The organism is Caulobacter sp. S45, assembly GCF_009765965.1.
GTDB lineage: Bacteria > Pseudomonadota > Alphaproteobacteria > Caulobacterales > Caulobacteraceae > CAHJWH01.
In genome coordinates, this window is the sequence record NZ_LMUL01000014.1 from 2,443,157 (window position 1) to 2,469,481 (window position 26,325).

Annotated in this window: 23 protein-coding genes; 21 read left to right on the forward strand and 2 right to left on the reverse strand. The window is 67.5% G+C overall.

Annotated elements, in window-relative coordinates; genetic code table 11:
- From GSQ87_RS18445 to GSQ87_RS18485, 9 genes are all read left to right on the forward strand, one after another.
- The coding region (locus GSQ87_RS18445; protein WP_158916960.1) for an IclR family transcriptional regulator at positions 1 to 622 on the forward strand (622 nt) is incomplete at its 5' end.
- A 232-nt stretch (positions 623 to 854) separates the two neighbouring features.
- Positions 855 to 2,426, forward strand: coding sequence for a UbiD family decarboxylase (locus tag GSQ87_RS18450; RefSeq protein WP_158916962.1), 1,572 nt, complete (start codon positions 855 to 857; stop codon positions 2,424 to 2,426).
- Between the two features lie 21 nt (positions 2,427 to 2,447).
- On the forward strand, positions 2,448 to 4,814 hold the full coding sequence (locus tag GSQ87_RS18455; protein ID WP_158916964.1) for a xanthine dehydrogenase family protein molybdopterin-binding subunit: 2,367 nt from the start codon (positions 2,448 to 2,450) through the stop codon (positions 4,812 to 4,814).
- Positions 4,811 to 5,839 carry a VOC family protein gene (locus GSQ87_RS18460; RefSeq protein WP_158916966.1) on the forward strand — a complete coding sequence of 343 codons (1,029 nt, stop codon included), beginning with the start codon at positions 4,811 to 4,813 and terminating at the stop codon, positions 5,837 to 5,839. Before GSQ87_RS18455 ends, GSQ87_RS18460 begins: the two co-directional genes overlap by 4 nt.
- Positions 5,840 to 5,843: 4 nt before the next feature.
- Positions 5,844 to 6,545 carry a dienelactone hydrolase family protein gene (locus GSQ87_RS18465; RefSeq protein WP_158916968.1) on the forward strand — a complete coding sequence of 234 codons (702 nt, stop codon included), beginning with the start codon at positions 5,844 to 5,846 and terminating at the stop codon, positions 6,543 to 6,545.
- Positions 6,546 to 6,660: 115 nt separating this feature from the next.
- Positions 6,661 to 7,401: an enoyl-CoA hydratase/isomerase family protein gene (locus GSQ87_RS18470; protein ID WP_158916970.1), complete on the forward strand. Its 741-nt coding sequence runs from the start codon at positions 6,661 to 6,663 to the stop codon at positions 7,399 to 7,401.
- Positions 7,401 to 7,916 (forward strand): (2Fe-2S)-binding protein, encoded by a 516-nt coding sequence (locus GSQ87_RS18475; protein WP_158916972.1) that lies wholly within the window; start codon positions 7,401 to 7,403, stop codon positions 7,914 to 7,916. The genes GSQ87_RS18470 and GSQ87_RS18475 overlap by 1 nt, the downstream gene beginning before the upstream one ends.
- A 3-nt stretch (positions 7,917 to 7,919) precedes the next feature.
- Positions 7,920 to 8,717 carry a xanthine dehydrogenase family protein subunit M gene (locus GSQ87_RS18480; protein WP_158916974.1) on the forward strand — a complete coding sequence of 266 codons (798 nt, stop codon included), beginning with the start codon at positions 7,920 to 7,922 and terminating at the stop codon, positions 8,715 to 8,717.
- 69 nt (positions 8,718 to 8,786) lie between these two features.
- On the forward strand, positions 8,787 to 9,356 hold the full coding sequence (locus GSQ87_RS18485; RefSeq protein WP_158916976.1) for a UbiX family flavin prenyltransferase: 570 nt from the start codon (positions 8,787 to 8,789) through the stop codon (positions 9,354 to 9,356).
- A gap of 77 nt (positions 9,357 to 9,433) precedes the next feature.
- Here GSQ87_RS18485 and mnmH read toward each other — a convergent pair whose 3' ends face one another.
- Positions 9,434 to 10,546 carry a tRNA 2-selenouridine(34) synthase MnmH gene (gene mnmH / locus GSQ87_RS18490; RefSeq protein WP_158916978.1) on the reverse strand — a complete coding sequence of 371 codons (1,113 nt, stop codon included), beginning with the start codon at positions 10,544 to 10,546 and terminating at the stop codon, positions 9,434 to 9,436.
- Positions 10,547 to 10,778: 232 nt separating this feature from the next.
- Here mnmH and sidA point away from each other — a divergent pair, with 232 nt between their 5' ends.
- From sidA to tsf, 4 genes are all read left to right on the forward strand, one after another.
- Entirely contained in the window at positions 10,779 to 10,868 is a 90-nt protein-coding gene (gene sidA / locus GSQ87_RS23185; RefSeq protein WP_158916980.1) for a cell division inhibitor SidA, read from the forward strand.
- Between the two features lie 29 nt (positions 10,869 to 10,897).
- Positions 10,898 to 14,365, forward strand: a complete 3,468-nt coding sequence (gene dnaE, locus GSQ87_RS18500; protein ID WP_158916982.1) for a DNA polymerase III subunit alpha — start codon at positions 10,898 to 10,900, stop codon at positions 14,363 to 14,365.
- A gap of 231 nt (positions 14,366 to 14,596) precedes the next feature.
- The gene (gene rpsB / locus GSQ87_RS18505; protein ID WP_158916984.1) at positions 14,597 to 15,475 is read left to right on the forward strand and encodes a 30S ribosomal protein S2; all 879 of its coding nucleotides are present in this window, start codon (positions 14,597 to 14,599) and stop codon (positions 15,473 to 15,475) included.
- A 111-nt stretch (positions 15,476 to 15,586) separates the two neighbouring features.
- Positions 15,587 to 16,528 (forward strand): translation elongation factor Ts, encoded by a 942-nt coding sequence (gene tsf, locus GSQ87_RS18510; protein WP_158916986.1) that lies wholly within the window; start codon positions 15,587 to 15,589, stop codon positions 16,526 to 16,528.
- A gap of 100 nt (positions 16,529 to 16,628) precedes the next feature.
- Here tsf and GSQ87_RS18515 read toward each other — a convergent pair whose 3' ends face one another.
- The gene (locus GSQ87_RS18515) at positions 16,629 to 17,522 is read right to left on the reverse strand and encodes an alpha/beta fold hydrolase (protein WP_158916988.1); all 894 of its coding nucleotides are present in this window, start codon (positions 17,520 to 17,522) and stop codon (positions 16,629 to 16,631) included.
- Positions 17,523 to 17,776: 254 nt separating this feature from the next.
- Here GSQ87_RS18515 and pyrH point away from each other — a divergent pair, with 254 nt between their 5' ends.
- Genes pyrH through GSQ87_RS18555 form a run of 8 tightly spaced genes read left to right on the forward strand, consistent with a single transcriptional unit; the run spans position 17,777 to position 26,324 of the window.
- Complete coding sequence (pyrH, locus tag GSQ87_RS18520; protein ID WP_158916990.1) at positions 17,777 to 18,547, forward strand: UMP kinase; 771 nt, start codon at positions 17,777 to 17,779, stop codon at positions 18,545 to 18,547.
- 13 nt (positions 18,548 to 18,560) lie between these two features.
- On the forward strand, positions 18,561 to 19,118 hold the full coding sequence (frr, locus tag GSQ87_RS18525) for a ribosome recycling factor (protein ID WP_158916992.1): 558 nt from the start codon (positions 18,561 to 18,563) through the stop codon (positions 19,116 to 19,118).
- Positions 19,119 to 19,163: 45 nt separating this feature from the next.
- The gene (gene uppS, locus GSQ87_RS18530) at positions 19,164 to 19,922 is read left to right on the forward strand and encodes a polyprenyl diphosphate synthase (protein WP_158916994.1); all 759 of its coding nucleotides are present in this window, start codon (positions 19,164 to 19,166) and stop codon (positions 19,920 to 19,922) included.
- A complete protein-coding gene (locus GSQ87_RS18535) occupies positions 19,900 to 20,739 on the forward strand; it encodes a phosphatidate cytidylyltransferase (protein ID WP_158916996.1) in 840 nt (279 codons plus the stop codon). Before uppS ends, GSQ87_RS18535 begins: the two co-directional genes overlap by 23 nt.
- On the forward strand, positions 20,739 to 21,926 hold the full coding sequence (dxr, locus tag GSQ87_RS18540; protein ID WP_158916998.1) for a 1-deoxy-D-xylulose-5-phosphate reductoisomerase: 1,188 nt from the start codon (positions 20,739 to 20,741) through the stop codon (positions 21,924 to 21,926). Before GSQ87_RS18535 ends, dxr begins: the two co-directional genes overlap by 1 nt.
- Positions 21,927 to 21,945: 19 nt before the next feature.
- Positions 21,946 to 23,169 (forward strand): RIP metalloprotease, encoded by a 1,224-nt coding sequence (locus GSQ87_RS18545; protein WP_158917000.1) that lies wholly within the window; start codon positions 21,946 to 21,948, stop codon positions 23,167 to 23,169.
- Between the two features lie 24 nt (positions 23,170 to 23,193).
- Positions 23,194 to 25,680, forward strand: a complete 2,487-nt coding sequence (gene bamA, locus GSQ87_RS18550; protein WP_254063075.1) for an outer membrane protein assembly factor BamA — start codon at positions 23,194 to 23,196, stop codon at positions 25,678 to 25,680.
- The gene (locus tag GSQ87_RS18555; RefSeq protein ID WP_158917002.1) at positions 25,677 to 26,324 is read left to right on the forward strand and encodes an OmpH family outer membrane protein; all 648 of its coding nucleotides are present in this window, start codon (positions 25,677 to 25,679) and stop codon (positions 26,322 to 26,324) included. Before bamA ends, GSQ87_RS18555 begins: the two co-directional genes overlap by 4 nt.
- Position 26,325 lies beyond the last annotated feature (1 nt).

The window sequence follows — 26,325 nt, forward strand, 5'->3', positions numbered from 1 at the left end:
GCGGGTGGGCATGGTGGTGCAGGAGGAGGCCAGCGGGCGTTACAGCCTCGGTCCCTATGCGCTCCAGCTCGGCCTGGCGTCGCTGCGCAAGCTGGACATCGGCCGGCTGGGCCGCGCGGCGCTGCAGGACCTCAGCGACGAGGCGGGCGAGGCGAGCTATCTGGCGGTCTGGGGCAACCGCGGCCCCTGCATCATCATGCGGGTGGATGGGCCGCGGCCGATCCCGATGTCGCTCCAGGTCGGCTACGTACTGCCGGTGATCCCGACCGCGACGGGGCGCATCTTTCTTTCCTATCTGCCCCGCGCCGTCACCGCAGTCGTGGTCGAGCAGGAGCGGGCAGGGACCGATCCGCGCAGCGCCAATATCCCCGAGGCCGAGCTGGCCAAGGTCATCGCCGAGACCCAGGCGCGGGGCGTCTCGCGCACCGACGGCCTGCTCAACATCGGCTTCACCGCCCTGTCGGCGCCGGTGCTGGCCCATGACGGGACGCTCGCCGGCGCGATCACGGTGATCGGTCCCAGCGGCGGCATCGACACAGCCTTCAACGGCCGCACCGCGCGACTGTTGCGCAGCGCCTCGGAGAGCCTGACCGAGCAGATGGGCGGCAAGGCCCCGGGCTGACCTTGATCGTCGGGCGCCATCCGATGGCTGTCCGGAATGACGATCGCTCTGCTCTTCGCCGCTGTCGCGCCGTGATATTTCTTGAATTGTGCGCGAGAACCACGCCCGCGCGGCTCGCGTCGCGCGAGGCGGGTTTGTTGACAGGATTCTGGGCGGGTGATAGCGCGTACAACAGAATTTGATTTAAACAAATCGACCCATTTTTGGGAAGCTTAGGTCCTGGGAGGACGTGATGGGCGTTAACACGGGCGGCAAGCCGGATGGCCAAGCCATCGATTGCGACGCCTTTCGTCTGCGGACCTTCCTCCAGACGCTTGAGGGCACCGACGAACTCGAGATCGTCGAGGAGCAGGTCGACCTGGCCGATGTGGCCGACCGCCTCGAAGGCAATCCGCGCGCCGTGCTGTTCCGCAAGGTCGGGCCCGAGGGCGCCGAACTGGTCGGCAACGTGGTCGGCAGCCGTGAGCGCCTCGCCCGCGCCCTGGGTGTCTCCCAGGATAAGATGCTGTCCGAGCTGCTGGAGCGCCTGCGCCACAAGCCCCAGATCGTCGAGATCGCCCGCGAGGCGGCGCCGGTCCAGGAAGTGGTGCTGACCGGCGAGGACGCCGATCTCACCCAGCTCCCGGTCAATTTCCAGCATGGCCTGGACGGCGCGCCCTACATCTCCGCCGCCATCGACTATGTGCGCGACGTCAAGACCGGCCTGATGAACGTCGGTGTGCGCCGGCTGATGCTGCGCGGCCCGCATGAGGCCGGGGCTGATGTGGTGTCGCCGAGCGACCTTCGCGCCATCTACGAGGCCAGCCTCGCGCGAGGCGAGCGCCTGCCGGTCAGCTTCGTGGTCGGCGCCCACCCGCTGGACTACATCGCCGCCACGCTGCGCCTGCCGGTGGACGAGCTGGGCATCGTCGCCTCGCTGCGCAACGGCCCGCTGCCGGTGGTCAAGGGTGTGACCAACGACATCATGGTGCCCGCCGACGCGGAGTTCGTGCTCGAAGGCTATCTGAGCGAGAAGGGCTACGTGGAGGCCGAAGGACCGTACGGCGAGTTCCTCGGCTACTACGGCGGGGTCAAGCGCAATCCGGTGTTCCACCTGACCGCGATCACCAAGCGCCGCGACGCCATGTTCCAGACCATGACCATCAGCGGCCGGACCATGGGCTATACCGACAGCGCGCCGCTGATCGCGCTGCGCACCGAAGCCATGGTGTGGCGCGCGCTGGAAGGCGCCGTGCGCGAGCCGCTGGGGGTCTACGCGACTGGGGCCAGCGGCGGCATGTTCAACGTGCGCATCTCGCTGCGCCAGCGGGTGCCGGGCGAGGCGCGCAACGCGATCGCTGCGGCCTTCTCCAGCTTGGCCAACGTCAAGAACGTGTTCGTGGTCGATCCCGACGTGGACATCTTCTCCGACCAGCAGATGGACTGGGCGCTGGCGACCCGGTTCCAGCCGGCGCGCGACCTGGTGGTCAGCGACGGCTACCGCGCCCTGCCGCTCGACCCCTCGCTGGGCGAGGACCGGTTAGGGTCCAAGTGCGGCTTCGACCTGACCTGGCCCTTCGGCAAGGGCGGCAGCTTCGAGCGCCAGGCCCCGTTCCCGCCGACCTATCCGGGCGAGCGTTTCGCCTCGATCGAGGCGGCCCTGGCGGACGGGCCCAAGTTCTTCGAGCAGCTGATGGCCGCGACCGGGAGCCGGGACGGGCGCGAGATCGTTCGTAAGCTGGACACGCTGCGCGCCCACGGCCTCGGGCGCGACGCGGACGGCCGCTATCTGATGGGCGGTCCCACTGCGGGCGCAAAGAGCTGACGAGGCCCTGAGGAGACGTCCATGGGCGGCTACATCGGCAAGCCAATCCCGCGTGTGGAAGACCTCCGCTTCGTCACCGGGCGCGGGCGCTATACCGACGACATCAAGGTCGCGAACGCCTGCTTCGCCTGTTTCGCGCGCGCGCCCTACGCCCACGCCCTGATCCACCGCATCGACGTGAGCGCGGCTGCTGTGGCGCCGGGCGTGATCGCGGTGCTGACCGTGGACGACTATCTGGCCGACGGGCACAAGGGGATGTCCCATGTCCCGGTGCCGGCGGACGCGGTGGACGCCAAGCTGCCGGCGTTCAAGGCCACGCCCGAGACGCCGATCTTCGACGCGCCGCACCTGCCCATGGTGCGAGACAAGGTCCGCCACGTCGGCGAGGCCGTGGCCATGATCCTGGCCGAGACCTACGCCCAGGCCCGCGACGCCGCCGATCTGGTGGTGGTGGACTATGAGCCCCTGCCGGCGGTGGTGGTGACGCTGGACGCCATGGCCGAAGGCGCGCCGCAGATCTGGGACGGAGCGCCGGGCAACATCTGCTTCGACCAGAGCTTCGGCGACAAGGATGCGACCGACAAGGCGTTCGAGGGCGCCCACCTCGTGCTCGAGCGGACCTTCGTCAACAGCCGCATCATCAATTGCCAGATGGAGCCGCGATCGGCGATCGGCGTCTACGATGCGAAAGAGGACGTCTATCACCTGATCGCCGGCAGCCAGGGCGCGGTGCGCCAGCGGGTCGAGCTGGCCCAGTCGCTGGGCGTGCCGATCGACCGGACCCAGGTCGTCTGTCCCGACACCGGCGGCGGCTTCGGCCCGCGCACCACGCTCTACGCCGAGCAGCTCGCGGTGACCTGGGCGGCGAAGCGGGTAGGACGTCCGGTGAAGTGGACCTCCGATCGCAGCGAAGCCTTCCTGACCGACTACCAGGGGCGCGGCATGACCACCCGCGCGGCCATGGCCTTTGACAAGAAGGGCAGGATTCTCGGGATGAAGACCGAGGTCTATGGCAACATCGGCGGCCACACCGTCTCGTTCGTGCCCGTGTCCAACAACTACCGGGTCACCACCACCACCTACGCCGTGCCGGCCGCCACCGTGCGCGCGGTGGGCGTGCTGACCAACACCACACCGACCGCCCCCTTCCGCGGCGCTGGTCGGCCGGAGGCGCACTACGTCATCGAGCGGCTGCTCGACACGGCGGCCAAGACGCTGAAGATCGACCGGATCGAGATTCGTCGCCGCAACCTGATCCCCAAGAGCGCGCTGCCTTACCGCAATGCGCTGGGCCTGACCTACGATTCCGGCGATTTCCATGGCAACATGAAGAAGTCGCTGGAACGGGCGGACTGGGATGGCTTTCCCGTCCGCCGCGAAGCCAGCGAGGCCCAGGGCAAGCTGCGCGGGATCGCGGTGGCCAACTATGTGGAGTCGCCGGTGGGCGCGCCGCGCGAGCGCATCGTTATCAATGTGCGCATGGACGGCACGGTGGAGATCATGGCCGGCACCCAGTCCACCGGCCAGGGCCATGAAACCACCTTCGCCCAGGTGGTGGCCGACCATCTCAGCGTCGATATGAAGACCATCCGCCTGGTCACCGGCGACACCCGCATCATCTCGGTCGGCGGCGGCACCCATTCCGACCGCAGCATGCGGCTGGGCGGCACGCTGCTGGTCGAGGCGTGCGCCGACATCGTGGCGCAGGCGCGCGTGCTGGCGGCCCGCGCCTTCGAGCGGCCGGAATCGGAGATCGTGTTCGAGGACGGGATGTTCACCCACCCCTCCACCAACCGCGCCTATTCGATCTTCGAGGCGGCGGCGCTCGACACGCAGGCCATGCTGACCTCGGCCAAAGAATTCAGCGGTCGTATGCCCGCCTATCCCACCGGGTGCGCTGTCTGCGAGCTGGAGATCGACCCCGACACCGGCGTGACCCAGATCGTGCGCTACACCTCCATCGACGACGTGGGCCAGCCGATCAATCCGCTGATCGTGGACGGCCAGGTCCACGGCGGCATCGCCCAGGGCGTCGGCCAGGCGCTGATGGAGGACTTCCAGGTCGATCCGGCGACGGGCCAGGTGCTGGGCGGCTCGTTCATGGACTACGGCGTCCCGCGCGCCGACCACTTCCCCCACTTCGACATCGACTTCACCGAGGACCCCACCGCCGGCAATCCGCTGCGGGTCAAAGGCGGCGGCGAGAGCGGCATCACGCCTGCGACGGCGGTGATCATCAACGCGGTGGTGGACGCGCTCAGTCCCTACGGCATCGAGCATATCGACCTGCCGGCCACGCCGATGAAGATCTGGAAGACCATCGACGAGGCCCGCAAAGCTCAGAAGACGCCTAAGGCGAATGCTGCGCCCACGGTCGAAGCGGCATGAGCGACGTGGCGACCTCGGTCTCGGGGCAGGCCAGGCCTTCGCGGCTGGCCTATGTCGTGCTGGGCTCGCCCAAGATCGACGCCTGGCGGAGCTTCGCCAAGGACGTCATGGCGATGGATGTCCGCGAAACCGAGGGCGGCGGTCTCGCCCTGCGCATGGACGCCAAGCCGTTCCGCTTCGCTGTCGAACCCAGCGCGCAGGAGGGCGCGGTCACGGCGGGGTGGGAGTTCGACGCCGCCGCCGACCTGTCGGCCGTGGTGGACAAGCTGCGGGTCGCAGGCGTGGCCCTGGTGGAAGGCGACATGGCCGCCTGTCAGGCGCGCGGGGTGGAGCGGCTCTATGCGTTCGCCGATCCGGCCGGCAATCCGGTGGAGCTGTGCTTTGGCCATCGCGACGGGGACGCCCCGCACTTCCCAAGGCCCCTCGGCGGTTTCAAGACCGGCGACTGCGGCCTCGGCCACATGGTCTACGCCTGCATCGACAGCGCGCCGTCGGTGACCTTCTACGAGGACATCCTTGGTTTCCGGCTGAGCGACAGCGCCGACGAGCCCTTCGCCGCCACCTTCATGCACGTCAATCCGCGCCACCACAGCCTGGCCCTGGTCGAGGCCGGCCGCACCGGGGTGCACCATGTGATGGTGGAGCTGTACGCCTTTGACGACGTGGGTCAGGCCTATGACCGGGCCCAGCTCGAAGAGGGCAGGGTGGCGGTCACGCTCGGCCGGCACACCAACGACTTCATGACCTCGTTCTACGCCGCCACGCCCTCGGGCTTCATGATCGAGTACGGCTGGGGCGGCCGCACCATCGACCCTGAGCACTGGCGGGCCGAGGTGCTGCACGACGGGCCTAGTCTGTGGGGCCATGAACGCCAGTGGCTGCAAGGGCCCAAGCGCCAGCTCGCTCGTGACATGCGCCTGCGCGCCGCCGAGGCGGGGCTGAAGGCGCCGATGCAGGTCTCCGAAGGTTTCTTCGACATCGCTGGCCGCGCCGACGCGCCGGTCCGGCCCAAGGCTGTGGAGTAGGATCATGGGTGAGTTCATCGACCTGGTGAAGGACGGCGAAACGTCCATGCGCGCCTACAAGGCGCTGCCGGCGTCCGGCCGCGGTCCGGTGGTCGTGGTGCTGCAGGAAATCTTCGGGGTGAATGCGGCGATGCGCTCGGTCGCCGACGATCTCGCCGCCGAGGGCTTTGTGGCGCTGGTCCCGGACATGTTCTGGCGTATCCAGCCGGGCATCGAGCTTGGCTACGACGACGCGGGCCTCCAGCAGGCGCGCGCGGCGTGGGGACAGTTCGACCTGGGCAAGGGCGTGGCCGACGCGGCCGCCGCCATCGCCGGCGGCCGCAAGCTGGCGGAGGGGACCGGCAAGGTTGCGGTGCTCGGCTTCTGCCTGGGCGGCCAGGTGGCGGTGAAGGCCGCCGCCCGCGACGGCGCCGTCGATGCGGTGGTCTCCTTCTACGGCGTACGCCTGAACGAGAGCCTGGACGAGATCGCCGGCCTGTCCTGTCCGACCTTGTTCCACTTCGGCGACGCCGACAGCCATATCCCCGCGGAAACCCGCGACGCCATCGGCAAGGTCGCCGCCGACAAGCCCGGCATGGAGATGCACGTCTATCCGGGCGCGGGGCACGGTTTCTACAACGCGTTCCGCCCGGCCGGCTTTGACGCCAAGGGCCATGAGCAGTCCCGGACGCGTTCCCTGGACGTCCTGCACAAGGCCCTCGCCTAGACCCGCGCCGGCCGCCGTAACCTTTGGCGAGCCCAGCGATTATATCCAAGGCCTTCGGACATGGGCGCAGGCTCACGTCCGGAGGCGTCCACTCTCGAAGGCTAGTGCGATACCGATGACCGAAGTTGTTGAGCTCATCCGCCGGGACGCCCTGCTCGATGTCGTGCTGAACGACTCCGAGGGCGGCAACCTGATCTCCAACGAAGAGGGCGACAAGCTGGCCGAGGCGCTCACAGCCCTCGACCCGGCCGTCAAGCTGGTGCGTATCCGCGCCAAGGGCCACGATTTCTGCAAGGGGCGGGTGTCGCTCGTTCCCAAGCCCGGGACCGCCGTGCTCAGCGGGTTGGAGCTGAAGCAGAAGGTGGCGGAGCCGGCGCTGCGCGTCTACGAGGCGCTGCGCAACGTGCCGGTGCCGGTGCTGAGCGTGGTCAGGGGCGCCGCCCATGGCTACGGCTGCGGCCTGGTCGCCGCCAGCGATATCACCGTGGCCGCCGACATCGCCGAGTTCTCGGTGCCCGAGCTGGAACGCAACATCCCGCCGACCCTGGTGATGACCGCTTTGATGGGCCGTATCCCCCACAAGGCCATCGCCCAACTGGTGCTGAGTCGCGAACCGATCTCCGCCGCCCAGGCGCTGGAGTGGGGGCTGGTCACCAAGGTTGTGGCTCCCGCCGATCTCGACGCCGAGGTCGAGCGCCTGACCGACACCATCCTGGCCTATGCGCCGGAGTCGGTGCGCGCAGTTAAGGAATACATGCGTCATGGGCCGGGGCTTTCCGGTCAGGCCCAGGCCAGCCTCGCCGCCAATATCGCCGCCACCGCCCTGTCCGCCCGCTTCGTGCAGATGAAACCCTGATGCCGATCAAGGTCGAGATCACCGTCAACGGCGCGCCCACCTCGGCCGAGGTCGAGCCGCGCACCCTGCTGGTGCATTATCTGAGGGAATATCTGGGCCTGACCGGCACCCATGTCGGCTGCGACACCACCCAGTGCGGGGCCTGCGTGGTCCATGCCGATGGCCGCTCGATCAAGAGCTGCACGGCGCTGGCGGCGCAGATGAACGGCGCGAAGATCACCACCATCGAGGGACTGGCCGCCACCCATCCCGACGCCGAGGGCCTGCACCCGCTCCAGGCGGCGTTCCGCGACTGCCACGGCCTGCAGTGCGGCTTCTGCACGCCGGGCATGATCATGAGCGGCTCGGCGCTGCTGCTGGAGAACGCCGATCCCACCGACCACGAGATCCGCGACTGGCTGGAAGGCAACATCTGCCGTTGCACCGGCTACCATAACATCGTGCGGGCGGTGAAGGCGGCCGCCTCCGCCATGCGCGAGCCGAAGGACCCGCGTCCGCAAGAGACGGCGGCCTGAGCCATGCACGCCTTCGAATACATCAAGCCGAACACGGTCTGGGAAGCGGTCGACCTGCTGGACGCCGACGAGGACGCCCGTCCGCTCGCCGGCGGCATGACCCTGCTGCCGACCCTGAAGCAGCGCCTGGCCCAGCCGACCCAGCTGGTGGACCTGGCCGGGCTGGAAGACCTACAGATCATCTCCGAGGGGCCGTCCTCGCTGACCATCGGGGCGATGAAGCGCCACGTGCAGGTGGCGCGCTCGCCCTCGATCAACGCCTTCCTGCCGGTGATCGCGCACCTGGCCGAGGGTATCGGCGACCCGCATGTGCGCAATCGCGGCACCATCGGCGGCTCAATCTCCAACTCAGACCCGGCGGCGGACTATCCGGCCGCGGTGCTGGGCCTGGGCGCGACGGTGATCACCAACCGGCGCGAGATCGACGGACAAGACTTCTTCACCGGATTGTTCTCGACCGCGCTTGAGCAGGGCGAGATCGTCATGGCCATTCGTTTCCCGCTGCCCGAGCGCGCCGCCTACATCAAGTTCCCCAACCCTGCCTCGCGCTATGCGGCGGTCGGGGTGTTCGTGGCCAGGGTCAAGGGCGAGGCGAGGGTGGCGGTCACCGGCGCCGGTCCCTGCGCCTTCCGCCTGCCGCAGATGGAAGAGGCGCTGGACCGGTCTTTCGCGGTGGAGGCGATCCAGGATATCGAGATTTCGCAGGAGGGCCTGAACGCCGACCCCTCCGCCACCCCCGAGTACCGCGCCCACCTGATCGGCGTCATGGCCAGGCGCGCGGTGGAAGCGGCCGCCCGGTAGAAAATTTGTGGGCGGATTGTTTCCTTTCGAATACTCGACCATTTCGCCCTCGCGAACAGGACAAACATAATGGCTGGCTCCAACCGGCTCGTCGTCGGGATTTCCGGGGCGTCGGGCATCGTCTACGGCGTCAAGGCGCTCCAACTGCTGCGCGATGCGGGGGTGGAGAGCCACCTGGTCATGAGCCGCGCCGCCCAGGTCACCCTGGCGCACGAGATGGACATGAAGGTCGCCGCCGTCGAGGCTCTGGCCACCAAGGTCTACAAGGCCGAGGACATCGGGGCCGCCATCTCCAGCGGCTCCTTCGCCACCATGGGCATGCTGGTCGCGCCATGCTCGATCCGCAGCCTGTCGGAGATCGCCACCGGCGTCACCTCGACCCTGTTGCCTCGCGCCGCCGACGTGGCGCTGAAGGAACGTCGCCGGGTGGTGCTCTTGGTACGGGAATCGCCCCTGCACGCCGGCCACTTGCGCAGTATGCTGGCCGTGACCGAGATGGGCGCCATCGTCGCCCCGCCCGTGCCGGCCTTCTACGCTCGCCCCGACAGCCTGGACGCCATGGTCGAGCACACCGTGGTCCGGGCGCTGGACCTGTTCGGCATCGAGGCCGGAAAGATCAACCGTTGGGGCGGGGGCTGACCGTTCCTGCGTGCTTCGAGACGCGGCTGACGCCGCTCCTCAGCATGACGAGACTTTGTAGGCTGCAAAAACCTTCGTCATCCTGAGGAGCCCCGAAGGGGCGTCTCGAAGGACGCAGGACATCCCCGCCCATAGATATCGACCACCTCCGCGATCCGATCCGCGGCCTCGTTCTGCTGCGCCGCGTCGAGCCCCGCCATCGCGATGGTCGCCAGCCGCCGGTGCGCGGGCCCATCCCGATCCGCGCGCCCATAGGCCGGATCGTAGTGTTCGCGGATCAGCGACAACGCGAACTCCGTCCAGGCGCCCTGAGCCAGCAAGGCCCGCCAACCCTCGCGTTGCGCCTTGCCGAGATGGACCGGAAGCCGGTCGATCAGCGCATTCAGCGCGGCCACATCGGCGGTGACGTCGCCATAGGCCGTGGCCAAGTAGTCGGCGCGCGCATGGTCGGGCGCCTCCAGTTCGATCCGGGGGGCGTCCTGCATCACGCTCCACAGGCTGGGCGGTATCAGCAGGTCGCCGATCTTGCTGGATTCCGCCTCGATCACCACCGGGCGGGCGGGATCGAACAGCGAGAGCGCCGCCCATAACCAGCTTTCGAACAGCTTCTGGCTCGGTTGCGGCTTTCCGGGACGCGCGCCGAACAGCGAGCCACGATGATGGGCCAGCCCCTCCAGGTCCAGCGTCTGTATCCCGCGCGCCGCCAGCCGGTGCAAGATCTCGGTCTTGGCGGCGCCGGTATGGCCCGACAGCAAGACCGCCCGAATGGGCCAGGGCGCGCCGTACATCGCTTCGACCACCTGGCGGCGATAGGTGGCGTAGCCGCCCTGCAGCGTCGTGGTCCGCCAGCCGATCTGGGACAGCACGGTCGCCATCGCCGCCGACCGCTGCCCTCCGCGCCAGCAGTAGACCAGGACCCGATAGTTCGCCGGCCGGTCGTGCAGCACGTTGTGGAGGTGGGCGCCGATGTTCTGCGCGATCAGCGCCGCGCCCAGCCGTCGCGCCTGGAACTTGGATTGCTGGACATAGATCGTCCCCACCTCCGCTCGCTGCGCATCGTCCAGGACCGGCAGGTTGATGGCGCCGGGAACATGGTCGATTGCGAACTCGGAGGGGCTGCGCACGTCGATGACGTCATCGAAGGCCTGAGCCCAGATCGCCCCGTCGTACTGTTCCACCACCTTGTACATTTCCGCACTCATCGGCGGCGTGAGAGGGGCTTGCAAGGCCGGCGTGGGGCGGTTTCTGCCGGAGGGATGCGGCAAGCGCCGCCGTGCCAGACCGCGCGCTCAAGCTAATAAATTGAATTTCCTGCCCTTCTGGCCGGCATGCCTATTGCTCAGCTTGTCTCGAGCGCGAAAGAGGGTTGAAAGTGGAACAAAACAGGAATAAGAACAAACCCGCAACTTTGAGGGGTTCGCTATGATCCGTTTAGCTCGCGACTCGATGGCGCTTGCGTCCGTCGGCGGCTTCGTCTGGATGGTATGCGCGGCGGTTCAGTTCGTGCGGTGAGTCGCGCCGCCTGAGGTTCGGAGACGGCGATGGGCGAGCAGCAGGGATCGGGTCCAGGCGCCGCTCAGGACGCCGCCGGCCACGCGTTTGTGCACCTGCGGGTGCGCTCGGCCTACTCCCTGCTCGAAGGCGCCATCAAGGCCGGTGAGATCGCCACTCTGGCGGCCAAGAACGGAATGCCGGCCGCCGGCTTGACCGACCGGGCCAACCTGTTTGGGGCGCTCGAATATTCCCAATACATGAAGGACAAGGGCGTCCAGCCGATCATCGGCTGCGCCCTGCCGGTGTCGGGCATCGGCGAGGGACCGCCGGAGCGCTGGGCGCGCTGCCCGACCGTGGTGCTGCTGGCCCAGGACGAGACGGGGTGGCTGAACCTCACGGCCCTGTCGTCCATGGCCTTCCTCGACAGCGTGGGCGAAGAGCCCTGCGTGCCCTGGTCGGCGGTCGAGGCGCACGCCGAGGGGCTGATCCTGCTGTCGGGCGGCCCGGACGGTCCGGCCAATCCACTCTACGCGGCCGGCAAGCGGCCCGAGGGCGATGCGGCCCTGGCGCAGATGCATGCGGTGTTTGGCGACCGCTTCTACGTCGAACTTCAGCGTCACGGCCTGCCGGCGGAATCCGCGGCCGAACGCGGACTGGTGGAGTGGGCCTACGCCAACGACGCGCCGCTGGTGGCCACCAACGACGTCTACTATCCCGAGCCCAGCATGCACGAGGCGCACGACGCCCTGCTGTGCGTGGCCGACGGTTCGTTCCTGGGCGAGACCGAGCGGCGCACGGTCACTGGCCAGCACTGGTTCAAGTCCGCTAGCGCCATGCGCGAGACCTTCGCCGACCTGCCCGAGGCTTGCGACAACACCCTCGACATCGCCAGGCGGTGCGCCTTCCTGGTCTCCAAGCGCGATCCGATCCTGCCGCGCTTCGACACCGGGGCGGGCCGCTCCGAAAACGAGGAACTCGCCCACCAGGCGCGCGAAGGCCTGAAGATGCGGCTGGAGGCCCATCCGCCGGCGGCGCCGTTGGAGGACTACTGGGCGCGGCTGGAGCGCGAGATCGGGATCATCCAGCAGATGGGTTTCCCCGGCTACTTCCTGATCGTGTCGGACTTCATCAAGTGGTCCAAGGCGCACGGCATCCCGGTGGGACCGGGCCGCGGTTCGGGCGCGGGCTCGCTGGTGGCCTATGCGCTGACCATCACCAACCTGGATCCCCTGCGGTTCGGCCTGCTGTTCGAACGGTTCCTCAATCCGGAGCGGGTGTCGATGCCCGACTTCGACATCGACTTCTGCCAGGAGCGGCGCGACCAGGTCATCACCTACGTCCAGCAGAAGTATGGCGTGGACCGGGTGGCCCAGATCATCACCTTCGGCACGCTCCAGGCCCGCGCGGTGCTGCGCGACGTCGGCCGGGTGATGCAGTTGCCGCTAGGCCTGGTGGACCGGCTGGCCAAGATGGTGCCGGCCAACCCCGCCAACCCGGTGACGCTGGCCCAGGCGCTGGAGATCGAACCGAGACTGCAGCAGGCGCGCCGCGACGACGCCTCGGTCGCCGCCCTGCTCGACGTGGCGCTGAAGCTGGAGGGGCTGTACCGCAACGCCTCGACCCACGCCGCCGGCATCGTCATCGGCGACCGGCCGCTGACCCAGCTGGCTCCGCTCTACCGCGACCCGCGCTCCGACATCCCCGCCACCCAGTTCAACATGAAGTGGGTGGAATCCGCCGGGCTGGTGAAGTTCGACTTCCTCGGGCTCAAGACCTTGACCGTGCTCGACCGGGCGGTGCACCACCTGAAGAAGCGGGGCGTGCCGCTGGACCTGGACGCCTTGGCGCTCGACGACGCGCCGAGCTACGAGCTGTTCAGCTCCGGCCAGACGGTGGGGGTGTTCCAGTTCGAAAGCCAGGGCATGCGCGATGCGCTGCGCAAGCTCCAGCCGAGCGTGATCGAGGACATCACCGCGCTGGGCGCGCTCTATCGGCCGGGCCCGATGGACAACATCCCGCTCTATGTGGACTGCAAGCACGGGCGCAAGGAGCCGGACATGCTCCACCCCGCCCTGGAGCCGGTGCTCAAGGAGACCTACGGCGTCATCATCTACCAGGAACAGGTGATGCAGATCGCCCAGATCCTGTCCGGCTACTCGCTTGGCGAGGCCGACCTGCTGCGCCGCGCCATGGGCAAGAAGAAGAAGGAGGAAATGGACGCCCAGATGCTCCGTTTCGCCCAGGGTGCGGCGGAAAAGGGCGTCGATCCGAACCAGGCCAAGTCGATCTTCGAACTGGTGGCCAAGTTCGCCGGCTATGGCTTCAACAAGAGCCACGCGGCGGCCTACGCGCTGATCAGCTACCAGACCGCGTGGCTGAAGGCGAACACCCCGGTGGAGTTCTTCGCCGCCTCGATGAGCCTGGATATCTCCAACACCGATCGGCTGGCGATCTTCTATCAGGACGCCCGCCGCTTTGACGTTAAGGTGCGTCAGCCCGACATCAACCGCTCCGGCGCCGACTTCGAGGTCGAGGATGGCGAGGTGCTCTATGCGCTGGGCGCGGTGCGCAACGTCGGCGTGACCGCCATGCAGCACGTGGTGGAGGTGCGCGAGGCGGGCGGCAAGTTCACCGACCTGTTCGACTTCCTGGAGCGGATCGACACCCGCTCGCTGAACAAGCGAGCGCTGGAGAACCTGGCCCGCGCCGGCGCCTTCGACAGCCTGCATCCCAACCGGGCCCAGATCGTGGCCTGCGCCGACGTGCTGATCGCCTACGCCCAGAGCATGACCGCCGAGCGCGACGCCGCCCAGGTCAACCTGTTCGGCGGCGACGTCGCCGCCTCGCGGCCACGGCTGCGGACGGAAGAGCCCTGGCCCCACGCCCAGCAGCTCGACGAGGAACTGGCGGCCGTTGGCTTCTATCTCAGCGGCCATCCGCTCGAGGCGCTGTCCGAGCTGTTGCGTCGCAAGCGGGCGGTGCTGATGGCCGAGGCGACCCAGCTGGCGGAGGCCGGCCACGAGGCGTTCCGCATGGCCGGCGTGGTGCGCCGCAAGCAGGAGAAGCCGTCCAAGTCCGGCGAGAAGTTCGCCTTCGTCACCCTGTCCGACCCGACCGGCGAGTTCGACGTGCTGTTCCCGCCCGAAAGCTTGCGCAAGTGCCGCGAACTGCTCGAGCCGGGTCGTTCGGTGATGATCAAGGTCCGCTGCAAGGGCCGCGACGGCGAGGTGCGCTTCTTCGGCGACGACGCGGAAAGTCTGGATTCGGTGGTCGCCAACTCGACCTCGGCTTTGCGCGTGTTCGTCTCACCGGAACAGGCGGTGGTGGAGGCGCTGAAGAAGCGGCTACAGGGCGCGGGCGCCGGGTCGGAGCGGGGCGGGGAAGTGTCCATCGTCGCCACCGTCCCGAGCGGCGCGGAAGTGGAGATGAAGCTGCCAGGGCGCTTTACGCTCAACGCGGCGCTGCGGGGTGCGCTGAAGACTGCGCCGGGGGTGCTGTATCTGGAGGATGCTTAGGGGTTAGGAGGGGAGCGGGAGGACTCGGCCTTTCACCGTCTTTCACCGAGATCTACCCCCGCAACACTCCCGAATGCTCACGACGCTTGATATTTCGCTCGGTTTTGCCTATCTCCCGCTGCATCCCACACGCAGACGTGCGGTTGGCGGCCACAAGCCGTCCAGTCGCTTCCGGCGCTCGAAAGGGCGATCTTGTCTGCGGAGGCCTACCGGAAATAGGAAACCGACATCATGGCTCTGCCTGAATTCAATATGCGCCAACTGCTCGAAGCGGGCGCCCACTTCGGCCACCAGACCCACCGCTGGAACCCGAAGATGGAGCGCTACATCTTCGGCTCGCGCTCCAACATCCATATCATCGACCTGTCGCAGTCGATCCCGCTGCTGCACCAGGCGCTGCTCAAGGTGCGCGAAGTGGCGGCCGGCGGCGGTCGCGTGCTGTTCGTGGGCACCAAGCGCCAGGCGCAGGATCCGGTGTCGATCGCGGCCAAGCGCTGCGCCCAATACTACGTCAACCACCGTTGGCTGGGCGGCACGCTCACCAACTGGCGCACCATCTCCGGCTCGATCCAGCGCCTGCGGGAACTGGAAGTGCTGATGGAGACCGGCGGCGAGGGGCGCTCCAAGAAGGAGCTGCTGACCCTGACCCGCGAGCGCGAGAAGCTCGAGCTGTCGCTGGGCGGCATCAAGGACATGGGCGGCATCCCCGACCTGATGTTCGTGATCGACACCAACAAGGAGTCGATCGCCATCCAGGAAGCGCGCAAGCTCAACATCCCGGTCGTGGCCATCCTGGACACCAACTCCGATCCGGACGGCGTCGCCTATCCGGTGCCGGGCAACGACGACGCGGCCCGCGCGCTGCAGCTCTATTGCGACCTGGTGGCCGATTCGGTGCTGGACGGCCTGGCGGCTGGCCAGTCGGCGTCGGGCATGGACCTGGGCGCGATGGAAACGCCCGCGGCCGAGCCCGCCCTGCGCGAGACCCCGACGCCCGAGCCTGTGAAGGCCGAGCCCGTTGCGGTTGAGCCTGTGGCGGTCGAGGAAGCTCCGGCCGAGGCGACCGGGGAAGCCCTGGACGCGGCGGCGAGCGAGCCGGCTTCGGCCTGACGTCCTCGTTCCGCAGCGTGTAAGGCTGCGGCTGAGACGGTTTCGACATGCAGCCCCGCTAAGCTGGTGGGGCTGCATAGATTCGTTTGAACATTTCTAGAGGAGAGAGCCATGGCCGAAATCACGGCTGCGCTCGTTAAGGACCTGCGCGAAAAGTCCGGCGTGGGCATGATGGACTGCAAGAAAGCGCTCGTCGAAACCGGCGGCGACATCGAAGCCGCCATGGACTGGCTGCGCACCAAGGGCCTGTCCAAGGCCGCCAAGAAGGCTGACCGCATCGCCGCCGAAGGCCTCGTGGCCGTGGCCCTGCGCGACGACGGCAAGGGCATGATCGGCGCCGTGGTCGAGGTGAACGCCGAGACCGATTTCGTGGCCCGCAACGACAAGTTCCAGGCTGCGGCCCGCGCCATCGCCAAGACCGCGCTCGACGTGGACGGCGGCGTGGACAAGCTGGTCGACGCCAAGGTCGACGGCGGCGAGACCGTGGGCGAACTGCTCACCGGCCTGATCGCCACCATCGGCGAGAACATGACCGCGCGCCGCATGGCCCGCTTCGTGGTCTCCGAGGGCGTGGTCGCGGCCTATGTCCACAATGCGGTTTCGCCGGACCTCGGCCGGATCGGCGTGCTGGTCGCGCTGCAATCCTCGGCCGGAGACAAGGCCAAGCTGACCGAACTCGGCCGCAAGATCGGCATGCACATCGCCGCCACCTCGCCCCTATCGCTGTCGGTCGAGGACATCGATCCGGCTGCGGTGGTGCGTGAGCGCGCCATCTTCACCGAGCAGGCCGAACAGTCTGGCAAGCCTGCCGGCGTGATCGAGAAGATGGTCGAGGGCCGTATCCGCAAGTTCTACGAGGAAGTCGTGCTGCTGAAGCAGGCCTTCGTCATGAACCCGGACCAGACCATCGAGCAGCTCCTGGCCGAACAGGCCAAGGCGCTGGGCGCCCCGATCCAGCTCACCGGCTTCATCCGGTTGGCGTTGGGCGAAGGTGTGCAGAAGACCCCGGATGACTTCGCCGGCGAAGTCGCCGCCCTGACCGGCCAAGCCTAAGCGTCTTTTACGAACGTATTCGGAACGCGCTCCCCTTGTGGGAGCGCGTTTTCGTTTGGGCCCCTGGCCAAAGCAGCCTCCATTCGGTGGCCGACACCGGTCAGGTTCGGGCGTCACACCCCTTGATGAAGGCGTGGACCGCTTCAGCGACCTCGCCCGGCGCTTCCCGAGGTGGGAAATGACCGATCCCGTCGAGCAGCAGGCGCTGGTAGCCGGCGGTGAAGCAGTCCTCCATGCCTTCCGAGCCGGCAGGCTCGTCACAGAAGTCCGCACCGCCCTGGATCATCAGGGTCGGAGTGGCCAGGCGATAGACGCCGGTCAGCCGCTGTTGCAGCGCTTCGTAGCGGGGATCGACCTGCTGGCGGGTCCAACGTGAGCGATAGCCGCTCAGGGTGACCGCGACCCAGTCCGGATTGTCGAAGCTCCTGGCGGTTTCCTCAAACTCGGCCGTGTCGAACCAACCCCGTGGGCTCCAGGTCTCCCACTGGAGGCGGGCGAAGCCCCTGGGGTCGGCCTTCACCGCCGCGGCCCCCGCGTCGACCGACATGAACCATTGATACCAGAAGCTTCGCGCCTGGGAGAAGGTGGAGGTCCTGAAGGCGGCTCCGGGCTGGAACGCCAGGGCCGCTCCGACCACATGGGTCACGCGATGGGGGAACAGGGCGGCCAGGCTATAGGCGGCGCGGGCGCCCCAGTCGTGACCCACGATGGCGAAACGCTGGACGCCCAGGCCGTCCATGAGGTCGAGCGCGTCCTGCGCCAGCGCCACGCCACGACCGTCCCGGATCGTGTCCGGGGAAAGAAACCGCGTCGGGCCGAAGCCGCGCAAGTAGGGCGTTATCGTCCGATAGCCCATGGCCCGAAGGCGGGGCGCGACCTCCCGCCAGCCCCGCACGTCGTCTGGCCAGCCGTGCAGGAGCAGGATCGCCGGATCGGAAACGGCGCCGCCGTCCTCATAGTGGATTTCGAGGATGTCGGTGTTGAGCTCGGTCAAGGTCCCGCTCCATCCTTGGGTCGCCGCCCGCCAAGGCCGTCCCGCTGCAAAATTCTTTGCGCCTGCCTGGGGTTCCGTCCCCGCGCGTCTATCGCTGCGGGGAGAGTTGCCTGTAGAAAGCCCCAGGTCGCTGCGATCCGGTCATCCCCTCGCAAAATGGGCGGGTCGGCTCGCACGTCCACTTTTCGCGTGCGCCCCGGCGGGCGTAATGTAGTTTCCACCTGCCGATTCCGCGGCGTTGAAGCGGCCTGCCCATGACTCTTGTTTCGCCAGCCGCGCCATCGCCCGGCGCTCCCCGTTCGCGCTACAAGAAGGTCCTGCTCAAGGTGTCGGGCGAGGTGCTGATGGGCGATACGCCCTATGGCATCGACATGAACACCGTGGATGCGGTGGCCCGCGAGGTGGCCGAGATCGTGGCTCTGGGCGTGGAGCTCTGCCTGGTCATCGGCGGCGGCAACATCTTCCGCGGCCTGTCGGGCGCCGCCAAGGGCATGGAGCGGGCCAGCGCCGACTATATGGGCATGCTGGCCACGGTGATGAACGCGCTCGCCGTGCAGAACGCCCTGGAGCGCCACGGGGTCGAGACCCGGGTCCAGTCCGCCATCCCCATGGCCTCGGTGTGCGAGCCCTACATCCGGCGTCGCGCGCTGCGGCACCTGGAGAAGGGCAGGGTGGTGATCTTCGCCGCCGGCACCGGCAATCCCTTCTTCACCACCGACACCGCCGCAGCCCTGCGCGCCGCCGAGATCGGCTGCGACGTGCTGATGAAGGGCACCAGCGTCGATGGAGTCTACACCGCCGATCCCAAGCGCGACCCCAATGCGGTGCGTTACGACCGGCTGACCTATCTTGAGGTCCTGGCCCAGGACCTTAAGGTGATGGACGCATCGGCGATCAGCCTGATGCGGGAGAACGGCATACCGATCATCGTGTTCTCGATCCGACGCCCCGGCGCCTTGATGGATGTGCTGACGGGCGACGGCGTGCATACGGTGATCACCGAACAGCCGCCCACGGCGACCTGAGACGAACGAGACGATGAGCAAGCCCGATCTGACCAGTTTCCGCGATCGCATGGACAAGGCGGTCGACGCCCTGAAAGAGGAGTTCGGCGGCCTGCGCACCGGGCGCGCCAACGCCGGCCTGCTCGAGCCGGTGATGGTCGAGGCCTATGGCTCGACCATGCCGCTGACTTCGGTGGGCTCGATCAGCGTGCCCGAGCCGCGGATGATCACCGTCAGCGTCTGGGACAAGGGCCTGGTGATCCCGACCGAGAAGGCGATCCGCAACGCGGGCCTGGGCCTGAACCCGATTACCGATGGCCAGACCCTGCGCATCCCCGTCCCGCCTCTCACCGAGGAACGCAGGCGCGATCTGGTCAAGCTGGCCGGCAAGTACGCCGAGCAGCAGCGCGTGGCCGTGCGCAACGTGCGCCGCGACGCCATGGAGGACCTGAAGAAGGCCCAGAAGGACGGGGCCATCTCGGAGGACGAGAGCAAGAAGGGCGGCGAGGACGTGCAGGGGTTCACCGACGCGGCGGTGAAGCGCATCGACGACGCCTTGAAAAACAAAGAACAAGAGATCATGCAGGTTTAATGACCGAGGGCGGCGGCGGAACGCGGGGGCAAGAAGAGAGCGTTCATGTCGCCTAAACCGGTTCATACGGTCGAGTCGGACGCCGCGCGCCATGTCGCCATCATCATGGATGGCAATGGCCGCTGGGCCAAGGCGCGTGGGTTGCCACGCACGTTCGGCCATCGCGCGGGCGTGAATGCGCTCAAGCGCACGGTGGAGGCCGCGCCGGATTACGGCGTGCAGTGGCTGACCGTGTTCGGCTTTTCCACCGAGAACTGGCGACGTCCGGCGACCGAGGTCTCCGAGCTGATGAAGCTGATGAAGGCCTACGTATCCAGCGATCTCGATCGCCTGGCGCGCGAGGGCGTGCGGGTGCACGTGATCGGCCGCCGCGACAACCTCACCCGCGACATCCTGGATGTGATCGACCGGGCGGAGAGCAGCACCCGCCACAACGACCGCTTCCATCTGCAAGTGGCCTTCAATTATGGTGGCCGGGCCGATATCGCCGACGCCGCCCGGCGCTACGCCGCCGCCGTGCTGTCGGGTGAAACGCCCGCCGACGACGGCGATGCGGAGGCCCTGTTCCAGCGCTATCTGTCCACCGCCGAGGGGCCGCCGGTCGATCTGATCATCCGCACCTCCGGCGAGCGCCGGCTGTCCAACTTTCTGCTCTGGGAAGCCGCCTACGCCGAGCTGGTGTTCCAGGACGTGCTCTGGCCCGACTATGGTCCCGAGGCGCTGGGCGCCGCCATCGCCGAGTACCAGGCCCGCGAACGCCGTTATGGCGGAGCCGAGGTCGATGACGTCCTTGCGGCAGGCTAGGCGCTTCGATTGGTCGAACCTCAGGGTTAGGGCGGTGTCGGCGGCGGTCCTGGCGCCGCTCGCCCTGATCGCTGTCTGGTATGGCGGCGTCGCCTTCCTGGTGGGGGTCTGGATCGCCGTCGCGCTGCTGGCGCTGGAGTGGGGCACGATGAGCGCGCCCCAGCATCCGATCCAGGCCGCCGTGACCATGGCCCTGATCATGCTGCTGTCCGCGATCACCGTGGACCTGGGCTATTTCAAGAGCGCCTGGCTGGTGATCTGTCTCGGCGCCTGGGTGGCGGTCGGGATGGCGGCGTTGCGCAAGCTCGGCGACCGGGCGGCGGACGAGGGCTTTGGGGTGCTGTATCTGGGCGCGCCCACCGTGGCGCTGCTGTGGCTGCGCAGCGGCGACAGCGGGCGAGGCTGGGTGTTGTCGCTGCTGGCCGTCACCTGGGCGGCCGACATCGGCGCCTTCCTCGGCGGCAACCTCTTTCGCGGACCCAAGCTCTGGCCGCGCATCTCGCCCAACAAGACCTGGTCGGGTTTCTTTACCGGCCTCGCCGCCGCCATGGCCGTCGCAGAGGCTGTGGCCCTTTGCCTGGGTCGCCAAGGCGGACCTGTGGTAGCCTGGGCATGGCTGGCCGGCCTGATCGTGGGTTTGGCCACCATGGCCGGCGACCTCTGCGAGTCCATGATCAAGCGCCGGTTCGGCGTGAAGGATTCCGGCAGTATAATCCCCGGTCATGGCGGCCTGCTCGACCGAGTCGACGGGCTGATGTTCGCCACAGTGGCCATGGCCGCTGTTCGCCTTGCCGGCCGTTACGGAGCCTTTTCCTGATGCCCCCGCGTACGATTACAGTTCTGGGCTCCACCGGGTCCGTCGGCGTCTCCACCCTGGACCTGCTGGATAAGGCCGAGGGGGCCGAGGTTTCGATCCGCGCGCTGACGGCGGGGCGAAACGTCGCACTTCTGGCCGAACAGGCCCTCAAATGGCGTCCCGAACTCACGGTGATCGCGGACGAAAGCCTGCACAAGGATCTGCAGGATCGGCTGAGCGGAACGGGGCTGAAGACCGCCGCCGGCGCCGATGCGGTAGCCTCCGCCGGGGTGGGCGTCGAGTGGGTCATGGCCGCCATCGTCGGCGCCGCAGGGCTGCGTCCGACCCTGGCCGCAGCGCGTTCGGGGGCTGTTATCGCCTTGGCCAATAAGGAAAGTCTGGTCTGCGCTGGTCCCGCCCTGCTCGCCGCCGCCAAGGCCGCTGGCGGCGCCGTGGTGCCGGTCGACAGCGAACACTCCGCCATCTTCCAGGTGCTCCAGGCGCCGTGTGCGGACAAGGTGAAGCGGCTGATCCTGACCGCGTCCGGCGGCCCGTTCCGCACCTGGACGCGTCAGCAGATGGGGGAGGCCACGCGCGAGCAAGCTGTGGCTCATCCGAATTGGGACATGGGCGCCAAGATTTCGGTCGATTCGGCCACCATGATGAACAAAGGCCTCGAGATGATCGAGGCCTCGTACCTGTTCGCCATGCCGGAGACCAAGATCGACGTGATCGTGCATCCGCAGTCCGTGGTCCACAGCTTGGTGGAATATAGCGACGGGTCGACCCTGGCCCAGCTCGGCCCGCCGGACATGCGCGCGCCGATCGCCTGCGCCTATGCGTGGCCCGATCGGCTGCCCTGGCCCGCGCCGGGGCTGGACCTGGCCGCCGTCGGCTCGCTGACGTTCGAGGCGCCGGACCTGGAGCGCTTCCCGGCGCTTTGCTTGGCGCGCGAAGCCATGCGCAAAGGCGGTGGCGCTCCGGCGGCCTTCAACGCGGCCAACGAGACGGCCGTGGCGGCCTTCCTCGGCCGTGAGATCGGGTTCCTCGACATCGCCCGCGTGGTCGAGGAGACCCTGCACGCCATGGATCGCAGCGGCGAGCTGGTCTCGTCTCGCAACGATCCGGTCGAGGCGGCGATGGATGTGGACGGCGCGGCGCGGAAGGTGGCCTCGGGCTTGCTCAGTCGGACGGTGTTAGTCCATTGAGAATTCCGGGGCCGCAGACATGATCGCCTTCGCCGTCAACGCCGTGACCTTTGTGGTCCCCTTCCTTTTCGTGCTCACCCTGGTGGTGACGATCCACGAGCTGGGCCATTTCTGGGTCGCCAGGATGCTGGGCGTGGCGGTGGACCGCTTTTCCATCGGTTTCGGGCCTTCGATCGTTCGTTGGACCGATCGGAGCGGGGTGGAATGGCGGGTCGGCTGGATTCCGCTAGGCGGCTACGTACGCTTCAAGGGCGACGGCGACGCCAGCTCCACCGTCCCGGACGGGGACAGCCTGGCCGATCTGAAACGACGCATCATCCTGGAGCAGGGCGTCGGGGCGGAGAAGCAATACTTCCATTTCAAGCCGGTCTGGGTTCGGGCGCTGGTGGTGGTGGCGGGGCCGGCGGCGAACTTCCTGCTGTCGATCGCGCTGTTCACCGTCCTGCTTAGCGCTGTGGGCGAGACCATTGTGGCCCCGCGCGTCGGCGCCGTGGAGCCCAACAGCCCAGCGGCCCGCGCGGGTTTCCATACCGGGGACCTGATCGTCTCGGCGGATGGGCGTCGGGTCTCCGACTTCTTCGATTTCAAGTCCTTCGTCACCCTGCGCAGCAACGAGCCGATCCGCTTCGTGGTCCAGCGCGCCGGCCAGAGCGTCGATCTCGTCGCCACGCCTGAACGCCGCGCGCAGACCGACCCCTTGACCGGCTCGAGCTACAGGATGGGCTTTCTCGGCATCGGCGGCTCGCGGGACCCCCATGACGTCAGCCGGCGCCGCTACCCGCCCCTACAGGCGGTGGGCAAGGGCGTGGAGCGCACCTGGGGCATCGTCGACACCACGGTGCTGTATCTGAGCCGCCTGGCGACGGGGCGGGAGTCTGGCGACGCCCTGGGCGGACCGATTCGAATCGCGTCCACGGCGGACGCCGTGGCCAGGGCGGGCTCCGCCGGAGCGCCAAATTTGCAACTGCAGCTGCTTGGCGGTTTCGTCGCCCTGCTCAGCCTCGCGGCGGCCATCTCGGTCGGGATCGGCTTCATGAATCTGTTGCCCGTCCCCGTGTTGGATGGCGGCCACCTGGTGTTCTACGCCTACGAGGCTGTGGCCCGGCGACCAATGGCCGCGCGAATTCAGGGGCTCGGTTATCGGCTCGGTCTTGCTTTGCTGTTGGGTTTCATGCTGTTCGCCACATGGAATGACCTCCAGCGCCTGAACCTGTTCAAAATTTTCGGCAGCCTGTTTTCGTGACAGCCGACCCCCACGGTATGGTGAATGCTTAGACCCTTTCCGCGCCGTGTCGCGCTCCTGTCCGGCATGACCCTTCTGTTGGGGTCGAGTACGCTTGCGACCGGCGCTCTGGCCCAGACGGGCAGCCCGCCGCCGCCGGGTCCGACGGCTGTGCAGAGCCCCAGTCGGCCTTCGCCGGCCCCGGCGGCCGGCAGCACCGCGCCGGATGCTTCCCAGCCCGTGCCGGCTGCCGCCGATGCGGCGGCCAGCGCCACGCCGCCCCCTCCGCCGCCGAACCAGACCGGTGTGGTGCGGGCGATCCGGGTTCAGGGCAACGAGCGTATCGAGTCCGACACCATCGTCTCCTACATGCCGCTGGCGGTAGGCGACACGATCGACGCCGCGCGGATCGACCTCGCCGTCAAGACCCTGTTCCGCACCGACCTGTTTTCGGACGTGACCGTGACGCTGGACCCGGCGACGGGCCTGCTGACGGTGCACGTGACGGAAAACCCGATCATCAACCGGGTGGTGTTCGAGGGGAACAGCGCCGAGAGCGACGACAAGCTCCGCGACGAAGTCTCGATCCACCCGCGCAGCATCTTCACCAAGTCCCACGTCCAGCAGGACGTGCAGCGCATCGTGGAGCTGTACCGCCGCTCGGGCCGGATTTCCGCGACCGTGTCGCCCAAGATCGTCGAACTGCCGCAAAAGCGCGTCGACCTGGTGTTCGAGATCAAGGAAGGCCCCAAGACCGGGATCATCCGCGTCAATTTCCTCGGCAACCGAGTGTTCTCCGACAGCGCGTTGCGCGACGTCGTGGTGACCAAGGAAAGCCACTGGTACAAATTCTTCGCCTCCAACGACAACTACGACCCGGATCGGATCGAGTATGATCGGGAGCAGCTGCGTAAGTACTATTCCAACCGCGGCTACTATGACTTCCGCGTCACGTCTTCGATCGCCGAACTGCAGAGCGATCAGCGTAACTTCGCCGTCACCTACACGATGGACGAGGGCGCCAAGTACAAGTTCGGCAAGCTGCGGGTCACCACGGACCTGAAGCGGCTGAACGGCAACATCCTGCGCCAGCTGCTTCCGATCAAGGAAGGGCAGGTCTACGCCGGCGACAAGATCGAGCAGTCGGTCGACGCCCTGACGTTCGCGGCCGGCGCGGCGGGCTTCGCCTTCGTGGATATCCGTCCGCGCTACACCGCCAACCGCGACACCCATACTGTCGACGTGACCTTCGACATCCGCGAGGGGCCGCGCGTCTATGTCGAGCGGATCGATATCGTCGGCAATACCCGCACGCTCGACCCGGTCATCCGCCGCGAGATGCGGATTACCGAGGGCGACGCCTACAACCGCGTGCTGGTCGACCGCTCCAAGACCGAGGTCAAGCGGCTGGACTTCTTCAAGACCGTCGACGTGACCCAACAACCGGGTTCCGCCCCCGATAAGACCGTCCTTCAGGTCAAGGTGCAGGAGCAGCCGACCGGCGAACTGTCGGTGGGCGCGGGCTATAGCTCGCTGGACAAGCTGACGGTCGATTTCGGCGTCAGCGAACACAACTTCCGCGGCATGGGCCAGGACCTGCGTTTGCGCGCCGATATCGGGTTCCTGACGCAGAGCGTCGACCTGTCCTACACCGAGCCGCGCTTCCTCGGACGTGACCTGCGCGCGGGCGTCAGCCTGTTCGACAACCGAACGGACTATTCCCAGTTCACCGGCTTTATTTCCTCCACCGCCGGGGCCTCGGTCCACCTGCTGTTCCCGCTGAACATCAACGCCAGCTTTGCGCCGCACTACTCCTTGCACCAGGACTCCGTGAGCGCCGACGCCGGGAACTGCGAAGCCGGCCTGATCTCCATCGTGATCTGCGACCAGCGTGGCGAAAGCCTCACCTCGGCTCCGGGCTACGAACTCAATCTCGATCTGCGTAACGATCCTCTGCATCCCACGCGCGGCTTCACCGTCGGCTTCAGCCAGGACTTCGCGGGCGTGGGTGGCAACGTGCGCTATTTGAGGACCGACACGAACGTCAACTACTACTACGGCTTCACGCCGGCCTGGGTGGTGACCCTGAACGCCGACGTCACCTACATCCACGGCTGGGGCGGGGACTCGATCCGCATCAACGACCGCCTGTTCAAGGGCGGCAACACCTTCCCCGGCTTCGAGATCGCCGGCATCGGGCCTCGCGACACCGAGTTCGACGAGGCGCTGGGCGGCAATCTTTCCGCCATTGGGTCGGCCTCGCTGTCGTTCCCGAACTACCTGCCCGAGCAGTACGGCATCCGCACCTCCTACTTCGCCGACGTCGGCACCCTGGGTCTGCTCGATAAGAGCGTGCTGCGCACCAGCACCTTCATCCGTGACGACTTGGCGCTCCGCGCCTCCACGGGTATCAGCGTATTCTGGACCTCGCCCCTCGGCCCGATCCGTCTCGACTTCGCGCAGGTCATCAAGCGCGAGTCCTACGACCGGACGGAAGCCTTCAGATTCTCAACCGCAACGCAGTTCCAATGATCATGAAAAACATCGTCACAGGGGCCGCTACGGCCGCCCTGATGCTCGCGGCCGCAGCCGGAGCCAACGCTCAATCCAAGAAGAGCGCGACCACCAGCAGCCATACCGCTGCTGCGGCCGCCGCTCCCGCCGCCAGCGAACCCCCGCTGAACCACGGCCCGGCGATCGCCGGCATCTGCTTCTATTCCAACAACATCGCCATGGGCACCTCGGTCGTGGGCAAGGCGATGGCCGAGCGCATGCAGCAGCTGCGCGCCCAAGCCGCCGCTGAACTCAGCGCCGAGCAGACCTCGCTGCAGAACGACGAGAAGGCCCTGGCGGCCAAGCGCTCGACCATGAGCCCGGACCAGTTCGCTCAGCAAGCCCAGCCGATGGGTCAACGCGAGCAGGCCCTGAACCAGAAGGCCGACACGCGCACTCGCGAGCTTCAAGCCACCTACGCCCACCAGCAGCAGCGCATCGGCGTTGTGGTCGAGCCGATCGTGCGCACCATCTATGAACAGCGCCATTGTTCGGTGCTGTTGAACGGTGAAGCGGTGATGGCCGGCAACCCCGCCATGGACCTGACGGAAGAAGTGGTGAAGGGCCTGAACGCCAAGATGACCACCATCACCTTCGACCGCGAATCCGCACCCGCCCAGTAGG